This is a genomic window from Streptomyces sp. NPDC096136 (assembly GCF_044763325.1).
Classification (GTDB): domain Bacteria; phylum Actinomycetota; class Actinomycetes; order Streptomycetales; family Streptomycetaceae; genus Streptomyces.
In genome coordinates, this window is the sequence record NZ_JBIWFZ010000027.1 from 18,444 (window position 1) to 39,360 (window position 20,917).

Annotated in this window: 19 protein-coding genes; 15 read left to right on the forward strand and 4 right to left on the reverse strand. The window is 74.4% G+C overall.

The features are described 5' to 3' along the window. Positions 1-80: 80 nt before the first annotated feature. A complete protein-coding gene (locus ACIRBY_RS34805; protein WP_403908317.1) occupies positions 81-1,130 on the forward strand; it encodes a hypothetical protein in 1,050 nt (349 codons plus the stop codon). A gap of 34 nt (positions 1,131-1,164) precedes the next feature. On the opposite strand, the gene ACIRBY_RS34810 is transcribed toward ACIRBY_RS34805, so the two are convergent. Beyond that, on the reverse strand, positions 1,165-1,800 hold the full coding sequence (locus tag ACIRBY_RS34810; protein WP_403908319.1) for a TetR/AcrR family transcriptional regulator: 636 nt from the start codon (positions 1,798-1,800) through the stop codon (positions 1,165-1,167). Between the two features lie 118 nt (positions 1,801-1,918). Between ACIRBY_RS34810 and ACIRBY_RS34815 the strand changes: the two genes are divergently transcribed. Beyond that, positions 1,919-2,791, forward strand: coding sequence for an NAD(P)-dependent oxidoreductase (locus ACIRBY_RS34815; protein ID WP_403908321.1), 873 nt, complete (start codon positions 1,919-1,921; stop codon positions 2,789-2,791). Between the two features lie 56 nt (positions 2,792-2,847). Here ACIRBY_RS34815 and ACIRBY_RS34820 read toward each other — a convergent pair whose 3' ends face one another. From ACIRBY_RS34820 to ACIRBY_RS34830, 3 genes are all read right to left on the reverse strand, one after another. Beyond that, positions 2,848-3,060, reverse strand: coding sequence for a hypothetical protein (locus ACIRBY_RS34820; protein WP_403908323.1), 213 nt, complete (start codon positions 3,058-3,060; stop codon positions 2,848-2,850). 104 nt (positions 3,061-3,164) lie between these two features. Further along, on the reverse strand, positions 3,165-4,040 hold the full coding sequence (locus ACIRBY_RS34825; protein WP_403908325.1) for an arylamine N-acetyltransferase: 876 nt from the start codon (positions 4,038-4,040) through the stop codon (positions 3,165-3,167). Positions 4,041-4,121: 81 nt separating this feature from the next. Then, positions 4,122-5,264 carry an NADH-quinone oxidoreductase subunit D gene (locus ACIRBY_RS34830; RefSeq protein ID WP_042816650.1) on the reverse strand — a complete coding sequence of 381 codons (1,143 nt, stop codon included), beginning with the start codon at positions 5,262-5,264 and terminating at the stop codon, positions 4,122-4,124. Between the two features lie 31 nt (positions 5,265-5,295). Here ACIRBY_RS34830 and ACIRBY_RS34835 point away from each other — a divergent pair, with 31 nt between their 5' ends. The 13 genes from ACIRBY_RS34835 (at position 5,296) to ACIRBY_RS34895 (ending at position 20,907) form a co-directional block, all read left to right on the forward strand. Continuing rightward, the gene (locus ACIRBY_RS34835) at positions 5,296-5,787 is read left to right on the forward strand and encodes a PH domain-containing protein (protein WP_403908327.1); all 492 of its coding nucleotides are present in this window, start codon (positions 5,296-5,298) and stop codon (positions 5,785-5,787) included. A gap of 35 nt (positions 5,788-5,822) precedes the next feature. Continuing rightward, on the forward strand, positions 5,823-7,124 hold the full coding sequence (locus tag ACIRBY_RS34840; protein WP_403908428.1) for a PH domain-containing protein: 1,302 nt from the start codon (positions 5,823-5,825) through the stop codon (positions 7,122-7,124). Between the two features lie 124 nt (positions 7,125-7,248). Continuing rightward, positions 7,249-7,581 (forward strand): hypothetical protein, encoded by a 333-nt coding sequence (locus tag ACIRBY_RS34845; RefSeq protein ID WP_403908329.1) that lies wholly within the window; start codon positions 7,249-7,251, stop codon positions 7,579-7,581. Between the two features lie 21 nt (positions 7,582-7,602). After that, entirely contained in the window at positions 7,603-7,914 is a 312-nt protein-coding gene (locus ACIRBY_RS34850) for a pore-forming ESAT-6 family protein (RefSeq protein WP_403908331.1), read from the forward strand. Positions 7,915-7,962: 48 nt separating this feature from the next. Further along, entirely contained in the window at positions 7,963-8,343 is a 381-nt protein-coding gene (locus ACIRBY_RS34855; protein WP_403908333.1) for a DUF6507 family protein, read from the forward strand. Then, positions 8,340-10,988, forward strand: a complete 2,649-nt coding sequence (locus ACIRBY_RS34860) for a hypothetical protein (protein ID WP_403908335.1) — start codon at positions 8,340-8,342, stop codon at positions 10,986-10,988. Before ACIRBY_RS34855 ends, ACIRBY_RS34860 begins: the two co-directional genes overlap by 4 nt. Before the next feature lie 11 nt (positions 10,989-10,999). Then, positions 11,000-11,860 (forward strand): immunity 49 family protein, encoded by an 861-nt coding sequence (locus ACIRBY_RS34865; protein ID WP_403908336.1) that lies wholly within the window; start codon positions 11,000-11,002, stop codon positions 11,858-11,860. Continuing rightward, positions 11,860-12,102: a hypothetical protein gene (locus tag ACIRBY_RS34870; RefSeq protein ID WP_403908338.1), complete on the forward strand. Its 243-nt coding sequence runs from the start codon at positions 11,860-11,862 to the stop codon at positions 12,100-12,102. The genes ACIRBY_RS34865 and ACIRBY_RS34870 overlap by 1 nt, the downstream gene beginning before the upstream one ends. 13 nt (positions 12,103-12,115) lie before the next feature. Then, a complete protein-coding gene (gene eccD, locus ACIRBY_RS34875; RefSeq protein ID WP_403908340.1) occupies positions 12,116-13,465 on the forward strand; it encodes a type VII secretion integral membrane protein EccD in 1,350 nt (449 codons plus the stop codon). A 16-nt stretch (positions 13,466-13,481) separates the two neighbouring features. Further along, entirely contained in the window at positions 13,482-14,714 is a 1,233-nt protein-coding gene (locus ACIRBY_RS34880; protein ID WP_403908342.1) for a hypothetical protein, read from the forward strand. Then, positions 14,711-18,760 carry a type VII secretion protein EccCa gene (gene eccCa, locus ACIRBY_RS34885; RefSeq protein WP_403908344.1) on the forward strand — a complete coding sequence of 1,350 codons (4,050 nt, stop codon included), beginning with the start codon at positions 14,711-14,713 and terminating at the stop codon, positions 18,758-18,760. The genes ACIRBY_RS34880 and eccCa overlap by 4 nt, the downstream gene beginning before the upstream one ends. 4 nt (positions 18,761-18,764) lie before the next feature. Beyond that, a complete protein-coding gene (locus tag ACIRBY_RS34890) occupies positions 18,765-20,180 on the forward strand; it encodes a DUF6177 family protein (RefSeq protein ID WP_403908346.1) in 1,416 nt (471 codons plus the stop codon). A gap of 112 nt (positions 20,181-20,292) precedes the next feature. Next, positions 20,293-20,907, forward strand: a complete 615-nt coding sequence (locus tag ACIRBY_RS34895) for a hypothetical protein (protein ID WP_403908348.1) — start codon at positions 20,293-20,295, stop codon at positions 20,905-20,907. The last annotated feature ends 10 nt before the right edge of the window (positions 20,908-20,917 follow it).

A 20,917-nucleotide genomic window follows, 5' to 3' on the forward strand; every position in this document is an offset into this window, starting at 1 on the left:
CCAATTGTGGGGTAACCGCGCGGGAAGAGATTGCCGGGCGGGTACCCCACGCGAGGCCCACGCCCTGTAAATTTCAGGCCATGCCCCGTGGACGTCACCGCAATCCCGAGCCCCTGCACCGACTTCTCACGCCGACGGCCGTCGGCGGGGTGTCCGTCGCCAGCGCCGGCGCGGCCTGGCTCCTCGCGGAACCCCTCGCGCTGCGCCTGCTCGTGGCCCTCACGGCGGCCGCGGGCATCGGCGGCGCCGTCCTGATGCGCTCCTGGGACCGGGCGGCCGGCCGCCGGGTGGCGGAGCTGGCCCGCGAGCGGGTCAAGGACGAGTGGAAGACCGACGAGCGGATAGCCGAGCTGGAGTCCGACATCGAGGAGGCCCGCGTCCTGCGCGCCAAGCTGGACGCCAAGCTCCGCGCCAAGCGGGTCGAACTCGCGGGCCTGCGCGGGGAGCACGCCGCGCTGCTGCGCCGGTACGCCACCGCCGAGACCGAGCGGGCCAGCGCGCTGGAGAAGCGGCGGCTGCTGGCGCTGGAGAACGCGGGCACCCCGAAGGAGCTCCCGGCGGTGTCGCAGGAGCGCACCGGCAGCGGGGCGCCGACCGCGGTCGGGTACGCGCGGGCCAACGCGGCCATGACCGCGCTGCTGCGCAAGTCGCAGGCGCGGGCGGCCGCGGCCGCCGCCCCCGAGGAGCCGGCGCCCTCCGCGTCCGCCCCCGAGGAGCCGGCCCCCTCCGCCGACGCCCACGCCCGTCCGGCGGTCCCCGCGCCCGCCCCCACCTCCGCCGCGGCCCTGACGCCGGCAGTGCCGGTGCGGCGTCCCGCGGCGCCGGTCGCCCCGTACGCGGCCCAGCGGCGCTCCGCCTCGCGCGTCGAGGGCGGCTTCGACTTCTTCGGCACGAAGAACACCGCGCAGGCGCGTGCCGCGATCGAGTCCGTGCAGAACGAGGACCTGGCGGACGTGGTCGGCGCGGAGGCGCTGGCCGCGCACAAGGCGGAGTCCGCCGAGGACGAGGCCGGAGCGGAGTTCAAGCCGGCGACGCCGGAGCAGCTGGCGGTGGGCCAGGTCATCGACCTGACGGCCCACGACGAGACCGAGCCGATCGACGTGGTCCGCCTCCGCACGGCCATCTCCTAGTCGCGGCGGACGGGCCCGTCCGGGCCCCGTCGCGTCAGCCGGCGTAGGTCGACACCAGGCGGGACAGGTGGCGCCCCGCGAGCAGGAGCGGGGTGCGGGACCGGGTCACCTGGGCCGTCATCTCGGCGCCCTCCAGAGTGGCGATGACGGTGACCGCGAGGTCCCGGGCCTCCTCCTCCCCGACGCCGGAAGACCGCAGCTTCGCCGCCACCAGCTCCTGCCAGTGCCCGAAGGAGCGCGCGCACGCCTCCTGGAGCTCGGGCAGCCGTCCCACCGACTCCAGGGCCGTGGCCGTGACCGGGCAGCCGTCGCGCCAGTCCGAGGCCGCGAGGGCGTCCGCCAGCACCCCGGCCGCCGCCTCGATCGCCCGCGCCGCGTCCGGGTCGGAGTCCAGCGCCGCGCCCAGCATCGCGGCGAACTCCCCGTCGCCGTAGCCGATCGCGGCGACCGCGAGCTCCTGCTTGCCGCCCGGGAAGAAGTGGTAGAGCGAGCCCAGCGTGGCCTCCGCCTCGCGGACGAGCTGCTTGACCGGGGTGCTCTCGTACCCGCCGTGCTGCATGAGGCGGGAGGCGGTGCGGACCAGGCGCTCGCGCGTCCCCGGTTCCGCCTGCTTCTTCTTCGGCGCCGCCGCCGCTGCCGTCGCCGTCGTTGCTTCCCCTGTCGCTGCCATGCGGCGGAGTCTACCCCCGGAATTGGATAGAGCGCTCGTTCTAGTCCCGTGCTACGGTCGGGCCGAGCGCTGGATAGAGCGTTCGTTCTAGATCGATCTTCGTGGGGAGAACTCCGTCATGAACCAGGTTTCGATCATCGGCCTCGGTCCCATGGGCCAGGCCATGGCCTCCGCCTACCTCGACGCCGGCTACGGCGTCACCGTCTGGAACCGCAGCCCCGGCAAGGACGCCGAGCTGCTGGCCCGCGGGGCCCGGCGGGCCGCGAGCGCCGCCGAGGCAGTCGCCGCGAGCCGGCTGAGCATCGTCAGCCTCATCGACGTCGACGCCGTGTACACCGCCCTCGGTGAGGCCGACCTCGACGGACGCGTGCTGGCCAACCTGTCCTCGGACGTCCCGGAGAAGGCGCGGGCGGCCGCCGGGTGGGCGCGGGCGCGCGGCGCCTCGTACCTCACCGGCGGGGTCAACGTCCCGCCGACCGGCATCGGGCAGGAGGGCGCCTCGATCTTCGTCAGCGGCCCCCGGGAGGTGTACGAGGAGCAGCGCGCCGCGCTCGACGTGCTCGCCGCCACCGACTACCGCGGCGCCGACCCGGGCCACGCGCAGCTCTACTACCAGCTCAACATGATCATGTTCTGGACCGCGTACACCGGCTGGTACCAGGCGCTCGCCGTCGCCCGCGCCAACGGCCTGACGGCGGCCGACATCCTCCCGTACGCCGGGTACACCGCCGACAGCATGCGGGGCTTCTACGAGGGCTCCGCGCCCCTCGCCGACGCGGACGACCACGACGGCAGCCACGCCCGCCTCGCGATGTGCGCGGCGAGCCTGGAGCACGTCCTGCACACGGCCGCCGGCTCGGGCGTGGACACCGGGATCCTCGCCGCCCACGCCGAGCTGTACCGGCGCGGGGTCGACGCGGGCTACGGGGCGGACGGCACCGCCCGGCTGCTCGGACTGCTGGGCGCACCGGAGGCGGTGGCGGCGGCCTAGGCCGACGGGGAGGCACCCCCCCCCGCGGCGGGGCGGGTGGTTGCCGCCGCGCGGGGTCAGAACAGCGGGAGCTGGCCCGGGTTCGGGCCCAGGACGAAGCCGTCCAGCGTCGGGGCGGAGGCGCCGAGCACCACGCGCGCCCGCGACCCGGGACAGGACACCAGGCCGGCGCGGCGCCCCGCCGGGGGGTCGTGGCGGGCGATCCGGCCGGCGGTCACGGCGCAGTCGCGGCCGCAGGACGGGCAGGCCCGTCGGGGGGAAGCGGACATGCCCCAAGTCTGCCCTGCCGCACCGACATCGACTCCGCCGGGCCGACGCGCGCGCCCCCGCCGCGACGGCCCCGGCGCGGGGCGCGGCCGGTCCGCGTCCCGCCTCAGCCGGCGGTCTCCGCCCGCGACGCGCGCCAGGCCTCGTGGGCCCGGGTCACCCGGGTCCACAGGGCGGTGCGGTCCTCGGGGGAGAGGTCGTCCAGGCCGCGGTCGAAGACCCCGGTGACCGCTCCGTAGAACTCCTCGGCGGTGGTGAGCTCCCGTACCGTGCGCGTGCCGTCCGCGGCGGTGTGGACCAGCATGCGGCCGTGCAGGCGGTCGATGCCCCCGGCGCCGCGCCGCAGCATGACGAACGACTGCCGGAAGGGGGAGTCCTCGGCGGTGGACAGCCGCCGGTGCGCCGGCTCGAAGTCGGCCATGGCGGCCGGCGCCGAGCGGAAGTTCATGCGCGGCGTCGGCACGCCGTCCCGGTGCAGGCTCCAGCCCCCGCCCTCGCCGCCCCCGTCCCAGGTCACCTCCGCCGGCTCCAGCCGGTAGGCGAACCCCTGCGCGTACACGCCCTCCCGCAGGGGCAGGGGTTCGTACGGGCCGTCGCCCATGCCGACGTCGACGAAGTGCTCCCGCCCCCCGACCCGTACCGTCAGGGCGAGGTGGTCGCCGCCCGCGTCCCGGGACAGCGGGTCGCCGTGCATCCCGCCGAGGTGGCGCGTCACCTCGTACCCGAGCTCCTCCAGCAGCAGGGCGAAGGCCCCGTTGAGGTGGAAGCAGTAGCCGCCGCGCCCGGCGGCGATCCGGCGCACGGACGACGCGGGGTCGATGCCCGGGGGCCGGCCCAGCTGGATGCCGGTGTTCTCGAACGGCACGCGCTCGACATGGGCGCGGGCGAGCGCGTACAGCCCCTCCTCGGAGGGGGCGCCGGGGTCGGTGACCCCGAGCCTGCGGAGGTAGCCGGTGAGGTCGTCGCGGGTGGCAGTGGTCATGCGGGCGACCCTAGGGGCGGTCCCGTCCCCGCCCGGCCGGTGGGGACGCCCGACTGTCAGGTCCGCGGGCCGGCCGCGGGCCTACTTGTCGATGTCGCCGACGACGAAGAAGAGGGAGCCCAGGATCGACACCATGTCCGCCACCAGCTGCCCCGGCAGCAGGACCGCCAGGGCCTGGATGTTGTTGAAGGAGGCGCTGCGCAGCTTCAGCCGGTACGGGGTCTTCTCGCCCTTGGAGACCAGGTAGTAGCCGTTGATGCCGAGCGGGTTCTCCGTCCAGGCGTACGTGCTCCCCTCGGGCGCCTTCAGCACCTTCGGCAGCCGCTGGTTGACCGGCCCCGGCGGCAGCTCCGCCATCCGGTCCAGGCAGGCCACGGCCAGGTCCAGCGCGTTGTGCGTCTGCTCCAGCAGCACTTCGAAGCGGGCCAGGCAGTCCCCCTCGGTGCGGGTGACCACCTTCAGGACGTCCTGGAGCTCCCCGTACGCCAGGTACGGCTCGTCGCGGCGCAGGTCGAAGTCGACGCCGGAGGCGCGGGCGATCGGACCGGAGACCCCGTACGCGTGCACCGCCTCCGCGGACAGGACGCCGACGCCGCGGGTGCGGCCGCGGAAGATCTCGTTGCCGTGGACGAGCTTGTCGTAGACGTCCATCCGGGTGCGGACGTCGGCGACCGCCGCCCGGGCCCGCCCGAGCCAGCCCGCCGGGAGGTCCTCCTTGAGGCCGCCGACCCGGTTGAACATGTAGTGCATGCGGCCGCCGGAGATCTCCTCCATGACCGCCTGGAGCTCCTCGCGCTCGCGGAACGCGTGGAAGATCGGGGTGATGCCGCCCAGCTCCAGCGGGTAGGAACCGAGGAACATCAGGTGGTTGAGGACCCGGTTCAGCTCGGCGAGGAGCGTGCGCATCCACACGGCGCGCTCGGGGACCTCCATGCCGAGCATCCGCTCGACCGCCATGACCACGCCGAGCTCGTTGGAGAAGGCCGACAGCCAGTCGTGGCGGTTGGCGAGCATGATGATCTGGCGGTAGTCACGGGCCTCGAACAGCTTCTCGGCGCCACGGTGCATGTAGCCGACCACCGGCTCGGCGCTCGCGATGCGCTCGCCGTCCAGGACGAGCCGCAGCCGCAGCACGCCGTGGGTGGAAGGGTGCTGCGGTCCGATGTTGAGCACCATGTCGGTGCTCTCCGCCGCGCCGCCGATGCCGACCGTGGTCTCCGTCATGGGCGCATTGTCGCAGTCCTAGGGTGGGGGCATGGAAACGGGGACGACGGGTGAGACGGACCGGCCCGCATGGGTCGGACTGCCGGGTGGGCTGCTCTCCCTCCGGCGGCTGCTGCTGGTGGTGTGGACGTCCCTGCTGGTGGTGGCGACGGCCCTCCCGCTGGGGCTGCTCGCCGGAGCGGGGTGGGCCGCCCTCGGCGGCATATGGCTGCTGCCGCTGGTCTGGGGGTGGGTGCTGATCGGGCGGAACTGGCGGTCCTGGCGTTACGCGGAGCGGGCGGACGACCTGCTGATCAGCCGGGGGGTGCTGTGGCGGGAGGAGACGGTGGTCCCGTACGGGCGGATGCAGCTGGTGGAGGTGACCTCGGGCCCGCTGGAGCGACGCTTCGGGCTGGCGTCCGTCCAGCTGCACACGGCCGCGGCGGCCACCGACGCCAAGATCCCGGGTCTGGCCCCGGACGAGGCGGAACGCCTCCGCGACCGCCTGACGGAGCTCGGCGAGGCCCGATCGGCCGGCCTGTGACCGGCCCGGCCCCGACCTCGACCCCGGCCCCGGCCATGACCCCGCCGGGCGCCGAGCGGCGGCTGCACGTGCTGACGCCGCTGCGGCGCGCCTGGGTGCCCATCGCCGGCTGCGTCGGCCTGGTCGCGCAGCAGGGGGAGCGGGCCCAGGAGTGGGCGCTGGCCCTGCCCGTGTGGCTGCGCCTGCTCGTGCTCGCCGGGCTGGTCCTCGTCTTCGGCACGTACGGCTTCCTCAGCTGGTGGTTCACCCACTACGCCGTCACCGACACCGAGCTGCGCATCCGCACCGGCCTGGTCTTCCGGCGCACCGCCCACATCCGCCTCGACCGCATCCAGGCCATCGACGTCACCCGCCCCCTGCTGGCCCGCGTGGCCAGGGTGGCCGCGCTCCGCATCGACGTCATCGGCACCGAGGACAAGGACGAGCTGGCCTTCCTCGGCGAAAGGGACGCCGTCGCGCTGCGCGCCGAGCTGCTGGCCCGGGCGGCCGGCTTCGCCCCGGCCGAGGCCACCGTGCTCGGCGAGGCCCCCGAGCGGGAGCTGCTGCGGGTGCCGGTGCGGGACCTCGTGGTCTCCCTGCTGCTCAGCCTCGACGTGTGGGCCGCCCTCGCCGCGGGGGTCGCCGGTCCGGTGCTCGTGTGGGGGCTCAGCTCCAACCCCTGGGCGGCCCTGGTCGCCCTGCTGCCGCTGCTGGGCGCGGGCTGGAAGGGCAGCGCGGCCCGCTTCCTCACCGGCTACGACTGGCGGGTCGCCGAGTCCCCCGACGGGCTGCGCCTGGACCACGGGCTGCTGGACCGGGCCCACGAGACCGTCCCGCCGGGGCGCGTGCAGACCGTGCGGATCGTGGAGCCGCTGCTGTGGCGGCGGCGCGGGTGGGTGCGGGTGGAGCTGGCCGTGGCGGGCTCGGAGAACGGGGTCCTGGTCCCGGTCGCCACCCGGGAGGCCGCCCACGCCCTGGTCGCCCGCGTCCTGCCCGGTGCGGACCCGGCGGCGCTGGCCTTCGTGCCGTCCCCGCGCCGGGGCTCGCGGTGGGTGGTCCCGGTGTGGTGGAAGGGGTACGGGCTGGCCGTCTCGGCGGAGCTGTTCGCGGCCCGGCGCGGGCGCCTCTGCCGGCGCACGGAGATCGTTCCGCATGCGAAGGTGCAGAGCGTACGTCGTACGCAAGGGCCCTGGGAACGGGTCTGCGGGGTCGCCGACCTGCACGTGGACACCGGAGCCGGCAACACCGTCACCGCCCGGCTGAGGGTGGCCGGCGAGGCCGCCGCACTCCTCTACGCCCAGGCGGCCCGCTCCCGCACCTCCCGGGCGACGGCCCGCCCCGACCGCTGGATGGCCTGAGCCGGAGTCCCGTCGATTTCCGGACAGAGGTTCCGGCCAGCTGAAACCGCGTTTGTGTTCGCAACGTCCCTTCTGTAGACAGGTAGGCACGGAAGTGACGGCGCGACACGTCAGGGGTGGGTGGATGAAATTCGACATGGGCAGCGCGACGCTGTCCGAACTGGGCAAGGCCACGAGCGGTTCGAGCGACGACCTCGGCACGCTGATCAAGCTGCTGATCGCCGCCGCCGACCCGCTGGAGGGCAAGTTCAACGGCGTCGGCCGGACCGCCTTCGACTCGTTCAAGCGGCGCTCCGACGCCATCACCGCCGAGCTCAACGGCTCGCTGCGCGCCATCCTCGGCGGTCAGCGCGGCATGGACACCGCGTTCGTCACCGGTGACCACGAGCAGGGTGACAACGCCCACCAGAACATGGGCTCCGCGAACTTCGACGCCGCCCGCTTCGGCGCGCGCTGAAACCCGGGGGACTGAGGGGACATGGGACAGAACCAGGACCGCACCTCGTACGACGTCGCCGCCTCCGTGGAGGTGCAGGGCGGCCTCGGCGGGATCATCGGGCAGCTGGAGCGGGTGCTCGGCGACCGTGACGCGGCGGTGAAGGCGGCGATGGCCGAGTTCAAGGCCGACGGCGTCTCGGACGACTACCACGCCAAGGAAGTCCGCTGGAACAAGGCTGCCAACGAGGTGCGCGACATCATCCGCCTCGTCCGCAGCACGCTGGAGCAGAACGACGCGACGGCCCAGGCGACGCTGGCGAAGGCCAGGGCGGCGGTCGACAACATCGGCTGACGCCGCCCGGAGCAGCCGCAGCGGGAACACGGGGACACGGGGTAGGTCATGGACTGGGACATCAAGCCGTCTGGCGTGCAGGGCGTCGTCAACAAGACGATCACGGCGGCCGAGGGCTTCCAGAAGGCGGGCACCTCGCTCCAGAAGGAGCTGCCCGAGGCGGCCAAGCACGCCGGCACCGTCACACCCGGCGGCGGAACCGGCGGTGAGGGCGGCGGCATGGGCCCGATCGCCGGAGCGCTGGGCGAGCTCATGGCCTCCCACCAGCAGCGGCTGGGCTTCATCTCGGCGCGTACGGAGGCCTCGCTCAACGGGGCCGTCAAGGCCACGACGGCGTACGTCCACGGCAATATCGAGCAGGCGGAGAACGCCCAGCGCGAGGCACTGAAGGAGCCCAAGGTCGATCTGCCGGGGGCGGAGAAGAAATGACCGACCACGTACCGATCAATCCGTGCACGATTCCTCAGTTCACGGGTGACCTGGACGCGTTGGAGAGGAACAGGACGGCGATCGACTCGGCGGCGGGGACGTTCCGTGACGCGGGGTCGAACGTGGATTCCGAGTTCCAGGGACTGTCCGCGTTCTACTCCGCGCCCGAGGCGGAGAAGCTGTTCGCGACGACCAAGCCGGTCAAGACCGACAGCGATTTCTTCGCCGACCAGCTGGAATCCGCAGCGAAGGCCCTGGGTGAATACATCACCGAGGCCCGGCCGATCGTCGCGCGGCTGAAGGAACTCCAGGCGAAGGCCACCACGTTCAGCGGCAAGATCAGCGGTGACGCGCACTGGAAGGACGACGGCGACAAGATCGACGAGAACAACGATCTGATCCACGACGTCAACACGGCCGTCTCCGCGTTCTGGGCCGCCGAGCGCACCTGCGCCAACAAGATCCGCGCCCTGTACTGCGCGGCCCCGCTCGTCGCCGACGACGGGTCGCACGGCGCGAACATGTACGGCTACAAGGGCGAGGACCTGAACAAGGCCCAGGACCTGCCGTGGGGTTCGCAGCTGGAGGAGACCCACCGGGCCTGGGAGATCGGCTACTGGGTCAAGTCGTTCGTGTGGGACGGTCTGATCGTCGACGGGATCTGGGGCACCATCCGCGGCCTGGGCACCCTGGTCGGCGTCGACGGCTGGGACAAGGCCGGCCAGGCCTGGACCGGCCTGGCCAAACTCGCCACCGGGCTGGTGATCGCCTCCGTGCCCGTGGTGGGGACCGCGTTCTGGCTGGCCGACGACAAGGACCTCCCGGGCTGGATCCGGGACTCGCGCACCGCGGTGAAGGAGACCGGCAAGGCCCTGGTCGCCTGGGACGAGTGGGGCAAGAACCCCGCCCGCGCGGCAGGCGCGGTCACCTTCAACGTCCTGACCACCGTCTTCACCGGCGGCGCGGGCACCGCCGCGAAGGCCGGCACGGTCGCCAAGGTCATCGGCGTCGCCGGGAAGGCCGGCCGCCTCATCGACCCCATGACCTACATCGGCAAGGCCGGGTCCCTGGCCAAGGTCAAGGTCGGCGACCTGTTCGCCAACCTCGGCAAGGTCGACGGCGCCTTCCCGAAGATCACCGACGTGGTGTGGAAGGACCTGCCCAAGGCCGACCTGCCCGGGGTGAAGTTCCCCCACCCCGAGGACACCGTCCGCCTCCCCGACGACGCCCTGGGCCGCCCCCAGTTCTACGACAAGACCACCCACCAGCTCCTCGACCACAACGGCCTGCCCAAACAAGACCTCACCACCGTCCCCAGGGGCCCCGACCACCCCCTCGCCGACATCCCGAAGAAGCAGGAAGTCACCGTCGGCGGCCCGTCCCACACCGTCGAGGCCACGTCCCACACCCCGGGCACAGTCGCCGACCACACCCCCGGCGGCGCGGCCGACCACACCCCCGGCGGCACCGCGAGCCACACCCCGCACAACAGCCACACCGAACCCGGCGGCACAGGCACCACCCCCGGTCACGGCGGCACCGACACCACCCCCACCACCGGCGCCACCCACCACCCGGACACCCCGTCCACGGGCGGCGGCCACGGCGGCGGAGGCATCCCGCACCAGGGCGGCGGCGGTGGGATCCCGGACAACCTGGGCCACGGGAGCGGCATCCCGGACGGCCTGGGCCACGGCGACGGCGCCGGCCCGGCGCTGCCCGGCCACGGCGACCGGCCCGAGCTGCCGCCCCACCGGGAGAACGCGCACCAGTACACGGACGCCGAGAAGCGGCAGATCATGGAGTACCAGGTCCACCGGGCGAACGACCCGACGGACCCCTACTTCAAGCAGTACTACAACAAGCTCGGCTACCGCCTGCGGGCCGACGTGCCCGACCACACGGGCCTGGTCCCGCCGCAGCTCGTGGAGACCGCTCCCGACGTCTGGGTACCCAAGTCGGACATCCCGCCGCCGGTCCCGCCGGACTACCTGGGCAAGGCGACCTCGATCGACCACGCGCACCCCTCCGTCACCCAGGACATGAGGGACTCCCTCGACCAGGCGGCGAAGGAGCGTCACGACGCCATCACCGCCGACAAGGGACCGCACGACGCCTACGGCGAGGCCAAGAAGGCGCACAAGCTCCTCGACACGCCGGAGACCCAGGCGGCGCTCGACGCGGCCAGGGCGGAGCACGCGCCGCTCCACGAGGCCCTTTCCAAGAAGAGCGAGGCGTACGGCGAGGCCATCGCCAGGGAACACGCGATACCGAGGGAGTTCCCCGGGGCCAAGGAAGAGAAGCTGCACGGCCCCGACAACGGAAACGACCAGTTCGACCAGGTGTACAAGCACGGCGACCGGTACGTCGTGGTCGAGGCGAAGAGCCACGTCACCACGGACCTGGGCGAACGCCGCATCGGCGGTAAGCGCGTCTCACAGGGAACCCGCGAGTACTTCGAGGACATCCTCAAGCAAATGAAGAAGCGCGGAAGGGACATCCCGAGCGAAAAGGACCTGTACGAAGCCCTCAAGGCGGCGCTGGACGCGGATCCCCCGCGGATCGATTACGTCGTCGTCAAGGGAGCCGATAACACGGGAACTTATGCCGGATACACTCTTCGCCATTTCGACCTCACCAAATGACAGGAGAAGCGATGACCGTCTTCGTGCCCGGCCATTCCGAGCCGCGGCCGACGAGCGCGGCCTGGGTCGACGGGCTCACCGAGGAGCTGGTCGAGGACCTCGACGCGCTCTCCTCGTCGCCCCGGAAGCTCAGGTCGGCGTGGAAGGACGGCACCTTCAACGTCAACGCCCGGTTCGGGGTGGACCCGCGCGCCGCCGAGCTGGGCACCTGGGAGGCCGTGGTCACGGCGGCGCAGCTGGGATCCGCGCTGTTCCGTGCGGCGGGGATGACCGAGGGGAGCACCGAGGTGCGCATCCACCACGCGATGCGCACCCTGCCGGCGGCGGGGCCCTCGTGGGACGCGAACGCGGAGGCGTGGATCGAGGCGTTCTGGTTCGCGGTCATCACGCGCGACCAGCCGAGGATGACCGAGCTGTGCGAGCTCCCGATCGACGTCCTGCGCGCCTCGGGCGCCGACCACGACGACTACCTCTACCACTGGGTCGCCACCCTCCAGGCGTACTGGCTCAAGCGTCCCGAACTGGTACCGGAGTTGACGCTGACGTTCCAGCGGTCCCACCCGGACGTCGCCGTCATCGCCGGACGCGACTACGTCCAGCACGTGGCCTACCCGCCGATCAACCTGTTCTACAAGTTCCTCAAGAAGGACGAGGAGGGCTTCCACGCCACGCTGCTGGAAGCCCTGGAACTCCACAAGCGGTACTGGACCGCCACTCCCGAACGCGCCGACGACATCGACGGCCTCGTACCGATCGGCGTCCTCGCCGTCACCTGCCTCGCCTACGACGGCGGCATCCCCGTCGACGTCGAGTCCCCCTACCTGCCCGAGCACCTGCTGAAGCGCTCCTGGGTCGGCGAGTTCGAGGTCTGATGGCCGCGCAGGACTACGACAGCCAGCTCCTGGAGTCCGTCGCGGTGCGGCGGCGCCGGCTGCGCGACGCCGTGCTGTTCGGGGCGCAGCGGGGCCGGCGGGTCGCCGACGAGCGGATCGGGAAGGCCGTCGCAGGGCTGGTCATCGCGGCCGTGCTGTGCGCCGGATGCGTCGGCTGGTCGTTCGTCTCGCACCGGGTGATCGGCAAGGTCGGGACTCCAGGTCAGGTCGGAACGCGGTGATGGGTTCGAACAAGTGGTGAGCACGGTTGCGGGAAGCGGTACGGGGCTGAGCCGGGTGACGCTGGTCGGCCGGCGGCGGCGGATGGATCTCGTGCTGCCCTCCCGGGAGCCCGTCGGGCGGCTGCTGCCCGACGTCATACGGATGCTGGACGACCGGGTCGCCACGCAGCCGATGCTGCGCCATCTGGTCACGGCGGACGGTTCCGTGCTGGAGCACGGCGTCTCGCTGGAGGAGGCGGGCGTCACCGACGGGGCCGTGCTGCGGCTCGTACGGGTGCAGGACGTGCCGTCCGCGCCCGTGGTGCACGACGTCACCGACGAGGCCGCCGAGGACCTGGACGTACGGGCCTGGCGCTGGCGGCCGTCCGCGCGGCGGGTCACCGCCGGGGCCGGGCTGGTGGTGTGGGCGCTGGTGGCCGGGTGGTTCGCCCGGGCCGCGTTCGCGCCGGGAGCCGTCGCCGGTGCGCTGCTCGCCACCGCCGCCGTGTGCGGGGCCGTCGGGGCCGTGGCGGGCCGGCTGAAGCGGGCCGGACTCGCCGCCGCGCTGCTCGCCACCGCCGGCGCGGTCGGGGTACTCGGGGCGTGGACCCTGGCCGACGCGCAGCACTGGGGGGCCATGGGCCGCCTCGGTGCCGTGGCCGGGGCGCTGGCCGCGGCGCTCGCGCTGCTGGGGTGGTGCACGCCGCTCGGGCGGGGCGGGTTCGTCGGGGCCGCCGCCGTGGGCGGGCTGACCGTGCTCTGGGAGGGCGTGGCCCTGGCCCAGGGGCACGCGGGGGCCCGGACCGGTGCCGTGCTCGCCGTGGTCTCCGTCGTCCTGCTGGGGTTGCTGCCGCGGCTCGCGCTGGCCGCGGCCGGGCTCACCGGGCTCGACGACCAGCGGGCGCGCGGTGCCTCGGTCAGCCGGTACAAGGTCGCCACCGCCCTCGGCGCCACCCATCGGGGCATGGCGCTGGCCACCCTCGCCACGGCCGTCTCGGCGGGCGCCGGCGGGGTGGTCGCGCTGCGGGAGCCCGACGTGTGGACGGTGTCCCTCGCCTCGGCGGTCGCCGCCGTGCTGTGGCTGCGCGCGCGGGCGTTCCCGCTGGTCGCGGAAGTGGTCGCGCTGCTGCTGGCCGGGGCCGCCGTCACCGTGGCCGCCCTGCTGGTGTGGGCCGGCCGGGCCGGCGCGGCCGGGCCGCTGGCGCTGCTGCCGGCCTTCGCCCTGGCCTCGCTCGGGGTGCTGGCCGTCCAGCCGCCCGAGCACGTACGGGTCCGGCTGCGGCGTTTCGGGGACGCGGCCGAGTCCTTCGGCGTCATCGTGCTGTTCCCGCTGCTCATCGGGGTGTTCGGCGTGTACGGGCGGCTGCTCGGCACCTTCGCGTAGGGGTTGCGACTCAGACATGTCAGACACGAACCGCCAGGACGACTGGCAGGCCGGGGTCCTCGGCGAACTGACCGGCACGCCCCCCGCCGCCACCCCGACGCCGCAGGCGGCCCCCGCGGGCCCCGGTCGGGGCCAGTGGCCGGCCGACGCGGCACAGGGCCCCGTCCGGCCGTATCCGGCGCCCGGCGGGCGGGTCCCGCACGCCGGCCCCGACCGGGACCAGTGGCCGGCCGACCCCGCCCGGGCCGCCGCCGCGCAGGGCCCCGGTCGGGCCCACCCGTCGCAGCGGCAGGACCCGCCCGTGCACGCCCAGGCCGCACCCGAGACCGTGCCCGTGCACGGGGCCGGTGCGCCCGTCGGGCGGTCCCGGCACGGGGATCCGCTCCTGCGGCGCGCCCTGAGCGGCCTGCGCGGGGCCCTCGGGGCCTCCGCCGCCAAGGCCGTCACCACCGGGACGGGCCTCGCCGAGCAGGTGCAGCAGCCCGTGACCACCGGGCGGCAGATCGTCGTCACCAGCATCCGCGGCGGCTCCGGCAAGACCACCGTCACCGCCCTCCTCAGCCGCACCTACAACCACTTCCGCCACGACCCGGTGCTCACCCTGGAGGCCGACGCCGCCCTCGGCACCCTCCCCGTCCGGCTCGGCGTCGAGTCCCTGCGCTGGACCTGCGGCGACCTCGCCCGGATCGTCCGCCCCTCCATGCAGCTCACCGACGTCACCGGCTACCTCGTGCCCCTGCCCGACGGCGGCTGGCTGCTGCCCGGCAGCCAGGGCCGGATCGGCGCCCAGGTCGACGTCGCCGCCTACCGGACCGTCACGGTCGCGCTGCGCCGCTACTTCGGGGTCACCGTCGTCGACTGCGAGACCCTCCCCGGAGAGGTCGCCCGCACCGCCCTCGACACCGCGCACGCCCGCGTGCTCACCACCCCCGCCACCGCCGAGGGCGTCGAATCCACCCGTGCCGTCCTCGACTGGCTCGGCTCCCTGCCCGTGCCCGTCCTGCCGAGGACCGTCGTCGTGATCGCCGTGCAGTCCCCGCATCCGGCCGTCGACCTCGACGGGGCCGCCGCGAGGCTGGCCGCGACCGGCGCCGGGGTCGTCGTCCTGCCCTACGACCGCCACCTCGCCTCCGGCGGCCCCGTCCGCACCGAGCTGCTCGGCGAAGGCACCCGGCAGGCCGCCGTACGGCTGGCCGCCGAGGTCCTCCAGCGCGCCGTGTCCCTCCCGGCGCCCGGCGGCGCCCGGTGACCCAGCGGCTCGTCCACCGCCCGGCCCGCGGCACCCTGCCCCCGGCGCCCGCCGTACCCCGCACCGTCGAGGCCCCGCCCAACCTCCCCGAGGGGAAGATCGGCAGCCCGGCCACCGCCCTGCTGCCCATGGCCGGCGTCATGGGCTCGGTCGTGATGATGACCGTGATCCGCAACAGCCAGTTCGCCGCCGTCGGCGCGATCGTGCTGGTCTTCGCGCTGATCGGCGCCGTCGCCCTGTTCTGGTCCCAGCGCGGCAAGGCCCAGCGCACCCGCCGCGCCCAGCGCGAGCGCTACCTGGAGTACCTGGAGGAACAGCGCGAGGAGCTCGGCGCCCGCGAGAAGGAGCTCCGCGAGGAGGCCCGCCGCCTCAACCCGCCGCCGGAGGCCCTCTACGACCTCGTACGCGACCCCGCCCGGCTGTGGGAGCGCCGCCGCACCGACCCCGACTTCCTGCGCCCGCGCCTGGGCACCGGAGCCGTCTCCGTCCAGGAGCTCACCCTCGCGACGGGCGGCGCCAACGTCCTCACCCCGCCCGACCGGTTCATGCTGAACGAGGCCGGCGCCCTCATGGCCCGCTTCGCCCGCGCCAGCGACTTCCCGCTGACCGTCCCCCTCGACCGGGCCGGGAACATCAGCGTGATCGGCGACCGCGAGGGCGTCCTGCGCGTCGCCCGCGCCCTGCTCGTGCACACCGCCGTCCTGCACGCCCCCGACGACGTGGCCGTCGCCCTCGGCGCACCCGGGGAGCGGCTCGACGACTGGGAGTGGGCCAAGTGGCTGCCCCACGTCCTCGACCAGCAGGAACAGGACGGGCCCGTCGCCGCCCGCCGGATCGCCCCCAGCCTGCCCCAGCTCGCCGCCGGGGTCCTCGCCCCCGACCTGCGCCGCAGGGCCTCGTACGCGGCCGAGGTGCGCCGCGGCCTGTCCGACCGGGGCGCGCTGCGGCTCGCCGGCCGGCTGCTCGTCGTCAGCGACGAGTACGGCGGGAACGCCGTCGAACTGCCCCGCCCCGACACCGCGGTGGGCCTGGCCGACATGAACACCACCGTCGTGCACCTCCTCGCCGAGCAGGTCCACGAGCCCGACGAGGTGTCGATACGGATCACCGTCGACGGCACCGGCGGACCCGACGGCTGCCGCGTCACCGTCCGGGACCTGCGCACCCCGCACGCCCCCGCCGCCGAGGGCCTCACCGACGCCCTGGGCCCCGCCACCGCCGAGGGCCTGGCCAGGATGCTCGCCCCGCTGCGGCTGTCCGCCGAGTCCGTCGCCGAGGGCACCCCCGTCTCCGGGCCGGTCGACTTCATGGGCCTGCTCGGCATCACCGACCCCGCCGCCCTCGACGTGGACCGGCTCTGGGCGCCCCGCGGCGAGCGCGACTTCCTGCGCGTCCCCATCGGCGTCGACGACCGCCACGGCCCCGTCCTCCTCGACCTCAAGGAGTCCTCGCAGCTCGGCATGGGTCCGCACGGGCTGTGCGTCGGCGCGACCGGCTCCGGCAAGAGCGAGCTGCTGCGCACGCTCGTCCTCGCCCTGGTCACCACCCACGCGCCCGAGGACCTCGCGATGGTCCTCGTCGACTACAAGGGCGGCGCCACCTTCGCCCCCTTCGAGAAGCTCCCGCACGTCGCCGGCGTCATCACCAACCTGGAGAACCAGGCCGGACTCGTCGAACGCGTCCACACCAGCCTCGCCGGCGAGGTCAAGCGCCGCCAGCAGGTCCTCAAGGACGCCGGGAACGTCGCCGACATCGGCCACTACGCCGTCCTGCGCGCCGAACGGCCCGAACTGGAGCCGCTGCCCCACCTGTTCGTCGTCATCGACGAGTTCGGCGAACTCCTCACCGCCAAACCCGACTTCATCGACCTGTTCCTCTCCATCGGCCGCATCGGACGCTCCATCGGCGTGCACCTGCTGCTGTCCAGCCAGCGCATCGAGGGCGGCAAGCTCAAGGGCCTGGACACCTACCTCTCCTACCGCCTGGGCCTGCGCACCTTCTCCGCCGACGAGTCCCGCACCGTCCTCGACACCACCGACGCCTTCCTGCTGCCGCCCCTGCCCGGCTTCGGCTACCTCAAGGTGGACACCTCCACCTACACCCGGTTCAAGGCCGGCTACGTCTCCGGCCGCCACAGGGGCCCCGCCGCCGGGCCCGACACCGCCGGACCGGGCCCCCTCGCCCTGCCCTACCCGACCTTCAACACCCTCGGGGACGGCGCCGCCCCGGCGGAGCCGGCCGAGGACAAGCCCACGGCGACCGCCCGCGAGACCGGGCCCAGCGTCCTGTCCGTCATCGTCGACCAGCTGGCCGGCGCCGCCCCGCCCGTCCGCCGCATCTGGCTGCCCCCGCTGCCCGACACCGTCGCCCTCGACGCCGCCGCCGGACCGCTCACCGTCACCGCCGACGGGCTGCGGCTCGGCGCCCCCGCCGGCCCGCTCGACAAGACGCGCCGCAGCCCGCTGCGGGTGCCGCTCGGCGTGCTCGACGACCCGGCCCGGCAGTGGCGCGGCCCCTGGGAGCTCGACCTGACCGTCGCCGGCGGCCACACCGCCGTCACCGGCGGCCCCCAGTCCGGCAAGACCACCCTGCTGCGCACCCTCGCGCTCTCCCTGGCCCTCACCCACACCCCGCAGGAGGTCGCCGTCTACGGCCTCGACCTGGCCGGCGGCGGCCTCGCCGCCCTCGCCGGGCTCCCGCACGTCGGCGGGATCGCCGGACGGGCCGACCGGGAACGGGCCGCCCGCACGGTCGCCGAGGTGCGGGCCATGCTCGCGGCCCGCGAGCAGCTGTTCCGCGACCACTCCATCGACTCCGTCGACCAGCTGCGGGCCATGCGCGCCGAGGGCCTGCTCCCCGGGCTCCGCTCCACCGACATCGTCCTCCTCGTCGACGGGTACGGGGCCCTGCGCGAGGAGTTCGACGCCCTCGACGACGCCGTCACCGACCTGCTCAAGCGCGGCGGCGGCTACGGCATCCACGTCGTCGCCGGCATGCTGCGCTGGAACGACGTCCGCATCGCCAACCAGTCCCTCTTCGGCAACCGCGTCGAACTGCGCCTGGGCGACCCCTCCGACTCGGCCGTCGACCGCAAGCTGTCCGAGACCATCTCCGCGGACACCCCGGGCCGGGCCCTCACCGAGGGCAGGCTCTTCGCCCAGACCGCGCTGCCGCGCATCGACTCCCGCGCCGGCGCCACCGGCCTGGCCGCCGCCCTGGAGGAGGCCGCCGCCACCGTCCGCGCCACCTGGCACGGCGAACTCGCCTCCCCGGTCAGGGTCCTGCCCTCCCGGCTGCCCGCCTCCCGGCTGCCCTCCGCCGACGAGGAACCGCACCGCGTGCCGGTCGGCGTGGACCAGGACGTCCTCGCACCCGTCCTCCTCGACCTGTTCGGCCAGGACCAGCACCTGCTGGTCCTGGGCGACGACGAATGCGGCAAGACCAACCTCCTGGCGCTCGTCGCCCGCCAGCTCATCGCCCGCCACGGCGAGGACGAACTGGTCTTCGCCGTCTACGACCCCCGGCGCGGGCTGCGCGGCGTGGTCCCCGAGCCCTACCGCGGCGGCTACGCCCACAACGCGAGGATCGCCGCCGCGCTGTCCGCCGGCATCGCCAAGGAGCTCGACAAGCGGCTTCCCGAGGACGGCATCGACCCGGACGCCGACCCCGGCGAGGGCCCCGGCTTCGCCGGACCGCGCATCGTGGTCCTCGTCGACGACTACGACATCCTCACCACCGCCGGGCAGCAGCCGCTCCAGGCGTTCGTGCCCTACCTGCCGTCCGCCCAGGACATCGGGCTGCACTTCGTCATCGCCCGCCGCGTCGCCGGCTCCTCCCGCGCCCTGTACGAGCCGCTGCTGACCACCCTGCGCGAATCGGGCACCACCGCACTGGTCATGAACGGCGAGCGCTCCGAGGGCCAGCTGTTCCCCCAGCTGTACGCGAGCGCCCAGCCGCCCGGCCGGGGCACGCTGGTCCGGCGCGGCCGCCCGCACCAGGTCGTCCAGACCGCCCTCGCCGACCCGCCGAGCCAGGAAGCGCCCTGACACCGTGACCAAGGACGTCATCGCCCTCACCCCGAAGATGCCCGACGCCGCCGCCCTGCTGGTGGCCCTCGCGGCCGGCGGCGCCGACCTGGACGCCGCCACCGCCGGCGAGGGGGCCGTCGTCCAGCTGCTGGGCCCGGGCGGACGCCCCCTGGTCTCCGTGGAGGCGCCGGTGCTCGTCCAGGTGCCCGGGGAGGCGGAGCGGCTCCTCGGGACCCCGTCGGACACCCCCGTCTGGTGGACGGAGACCCGCGCCTCCACGGCCGTGCCCGAGGCGGCGGAGCTGGCCGGGGCCGTCGCGGGACGGCTGGCCGAGGTCCTCGGCGGGAGGGTCTGGCCCGAGGGGGCAGGCCGGGTCGCCACCGTCCCGGTGGCCTCCGAGGCCTCGGCGGCGCCCGCGCCGACCGGAGCCCTGCCCACCGTCGACGTGGTCACCGCGTCCACCGCCGTCGTCCTCGCGGACCGGCCCGTCGTCCCGCTGACGGCCTGGCTGTCGGACGTCCTGCGCACCACCGCCGCCTTCGGCGCGGCCCTGCACCTCGTCACCCCCGCCCACTGCCGGATCAGCCTGCCGCTGCGCACCGTGCTGACCGGGGTCCCGAACCGCTGGGTCGTCCAGGACCCCGCCGGGGGCTACTACGACGGCCTGTCCGGGGCCGTGCTCGCCTGGCAGGACGGCACCTTCGCCCCCGCCCGCGACGCACAGGGCCGGGCGCAGCCCGCCGAAGCCTTCGTGCGGCCCGCCGAGCAGCCCGGGGAGCGGCGGCTGACCGTACAGCTGCGCACCGAGCGGCCCGCCGAGGCGGACACCCTGCTCGGCGGCGGGCTGGAGGCCGCCTGGCGCATCCTCACCGGAGCGGGCCCGGCCGGCTGGGGCACCGCCGAACCCGTCAACCTGCCCTGGTCCCCGCGCCAGTTCACCGACCTCGCGCGCGGCCGGATGCCCGAGCCCAGCCTCGTCACCGCCGTCGGCCGGCCGGACCGGCCCGCGCTGGCCACCGTCCGGGTGACCCGCACCGCGACCGGGATCGAGGAGGACGCCACCCTCTCCCTCGGGTACGGGCCCACCGAGGACGTCCCCCTCGAAGCGGTGCGGGAGCTCGCTGAGGTGCTGGTCGCCGGGCACGGCCTGGTCAGCATGCTGGTCTCGCTGGGCCCCGGCCGGCGGGACCCGAGCCTCGCCCCCCGCTACTCGGGCCCCGCCCTGCCGGTGTCGTTCACCCTGGGCGCCCCCGGCGTCGCCGAGGCCACCCTGACCGCGGCCCGCCGCCCCCCGCTGGCGCTGACCCCCGTTCAGCTGGGCCCGCGGAACCGGCCCGGACTGCACTACCCGCTGGGCGACGGGACCGACCCCGCCGGATGGGACTCCCTCTCCACGCTGCTGGCCCACCTGCGCACGGCGGTGCCCCCGCTGCCGTAGGCCGGTCGGGGTAACTCTGTGATGAACACACTGATCTGACGGCCGCTCCGGGTAGGGCGGACGCGAAGGACCCCCGATCCCGGTCCGCGCCCGCAACCGAAGGACAGCACCGATGCACCTCTCCCGCACGGCCCGCCTCGCCGCCCCCGCCCTGGCCGCGCTCGCCCTCGCCACGGTCCTCGCCGGACCGGCCTCCGCCGCCCCCGCGGTCGTCTCGCGCGACAACAACCAGGTGGTCTTCACCGCCCAGCCCGGGGAGACGAACACCGTCACCTTCAGCACCCCCGGCGGCTGGCTCCAGGTGGTGGACAAGACCAGCAGGATGGTCCCGGGCTCCGGCTGCTCCCGGTTCAACAACGACCCGCACATCATCCGCTGCGGACACGCGGCGGCCGTGACCCGGATCCAGGCCTCGCTGGGCGACCGGGACGACGTGGTCAGGAACGAGACGTCCATCCCGAGCGACCTCGACGGCGGCCCGGGCGACGACATGCTCATCGGCGGCTCCGGCCCCGACCGGCTGATCGACCCCGACGGCTGGAACGCCGAGCCCGGCTCCAACACCTTCGAGGGGCGCGGCGGCAACGACACGATCGTCAGCCGCAACGGCGGCTACGACCGGATCGACTGCGGCGAGAGCCTCGCCGACCTCGATATCCTCCTGGCCGACGCCGCCGCCCTGGACCACCTCGTCCCGAACACCTGCGAATACGTCCGGCGCGGCTAGGGCCGCAGGG

What these genes read in the sequence shown, in the direction of transcription:
- ACIRBY_RS34805 (WP_403908317.1), top strand. Translation starts at nt 81, where the DNA reads ATGCCCCGTGGACGTCACCGCAATCCCGAGCCCCTGCACCGACTTCTC.
- ACIRBY_RS34810 (WP_403908319.1), bottom strand. Translation starts at nt 1,800, where the DNA reads ATGGCAGCGACAGGGGAAGCAACGACGGCGACGGCAGCGGCGGCGGCG.
- ACIRBY_RS34815 (WP_403908321.1), top strand. Translation starts at nt 1,919, where the DNA reads ATGAACCAGGTTTCGATCATCGGCCTCGGTCCCATGGGCCAGGCCATG.
- ACIRBY_RS34820 (WP_403908323.1), bottom strand. Translation starts at nt 3,060, where the DNA reads ATGTCCGCTTCCCCCCGACGGGCCTGCCCGTCCTGCGGCCGCGACTGC.
- ACIRBY_RS34825 (WP_403908325.1), bottom strand. Translation starts at nt 4,040, where the DNA reads ATGACCACTGCCACCCGCGACGACCTCACCGGCTACCTCCGCAGGCTC.
- ACIRBY_RS34830 (WP_042816650.1), bottom strand. Translation starts at nt 5,264, where the DNA reads ATGACGGAGACCACGGTCGGCATCGGCGGCGCGGCGGAGAGCACCGAC.
- ACIRBY_RS34835 (WP_403908327.1), top strand. Translation starts at nt 5,296, where the DNA reads ATGGAAACGGGGACGACGGGTGAGACGGACCGGCCCGCATGGGTCGGA.
- ACIRBY_RS34840 (WP_403908428.1), top strand. Translation starts at nt 5,823, where the DNA reads ATGACCCCGCCGGGCGCCGAGCGGCGGCTGCACGTGCTGACGCCGCTG.
- ACIRBY_RS34845 (WP_403908329.1), top strand. Translation starts at nt 7,249, where the DNA reads ATGAAATTCGACATGGGCAGCGCGACGCTGTCCGAACTGGGCAAGGCC.
- ACIRBY_RS34850 (WP_403908331.1), top strand. Translation starts at nt 7,603, where the DNA reads ATGGGACAGAACCAGGACCGCACCTCGTACGACGTCGCCGCCTCCGTG.
- ACIRBY_RS34855 (WP_403908333.1), top strand. Translation starts at nt 7,963, where the DNA reads ATGGACTGGGACATCAAGCCGTCTGGCGTGCAGGGCGTCGTCAACAAG.
- ACIRBY_RS34860 (WP_403908335.1), top strand. Translation starts at nt 8,340, where the DNA reads ATGACCGACCACGTACCGATCAATCCGTGCACGATTCCTCAGTTCACG.
- ACIRBY_RS34865 (WP_403908336.1), top strand. Translation starts at nt 11,000, where the DNA reads ATGACCGTCTTCGTGCCCGGCCATTCCGAGCCGCGGCCGACGAGCGCG.
- ACIRBY_RS34870 (WP_403908338.1), top strand. Translation starts at nt 11,860, where the DNA reads ATGGCCGCGCAGGACTACGACAGCCAGCTCCTGGAGTCCGTCGCGGTG.
- ACIRBY_RS34880 (WP_403908342.1), top strand. Translation starts at nt 13,482, where the DNA reads ATGTCAGACACGAACCGCCAGGACGACTGGCAGGCCGGGGTCCTCGGC.
- ACIRBY_RS34895 (WP_403908348.1), top strand. Translation starts at nt 20,293, where the DNA reads ATGCACCTCTCCCGCACGGCCCGCCTCGCCGCCCCCGCCCTGGCCGCG.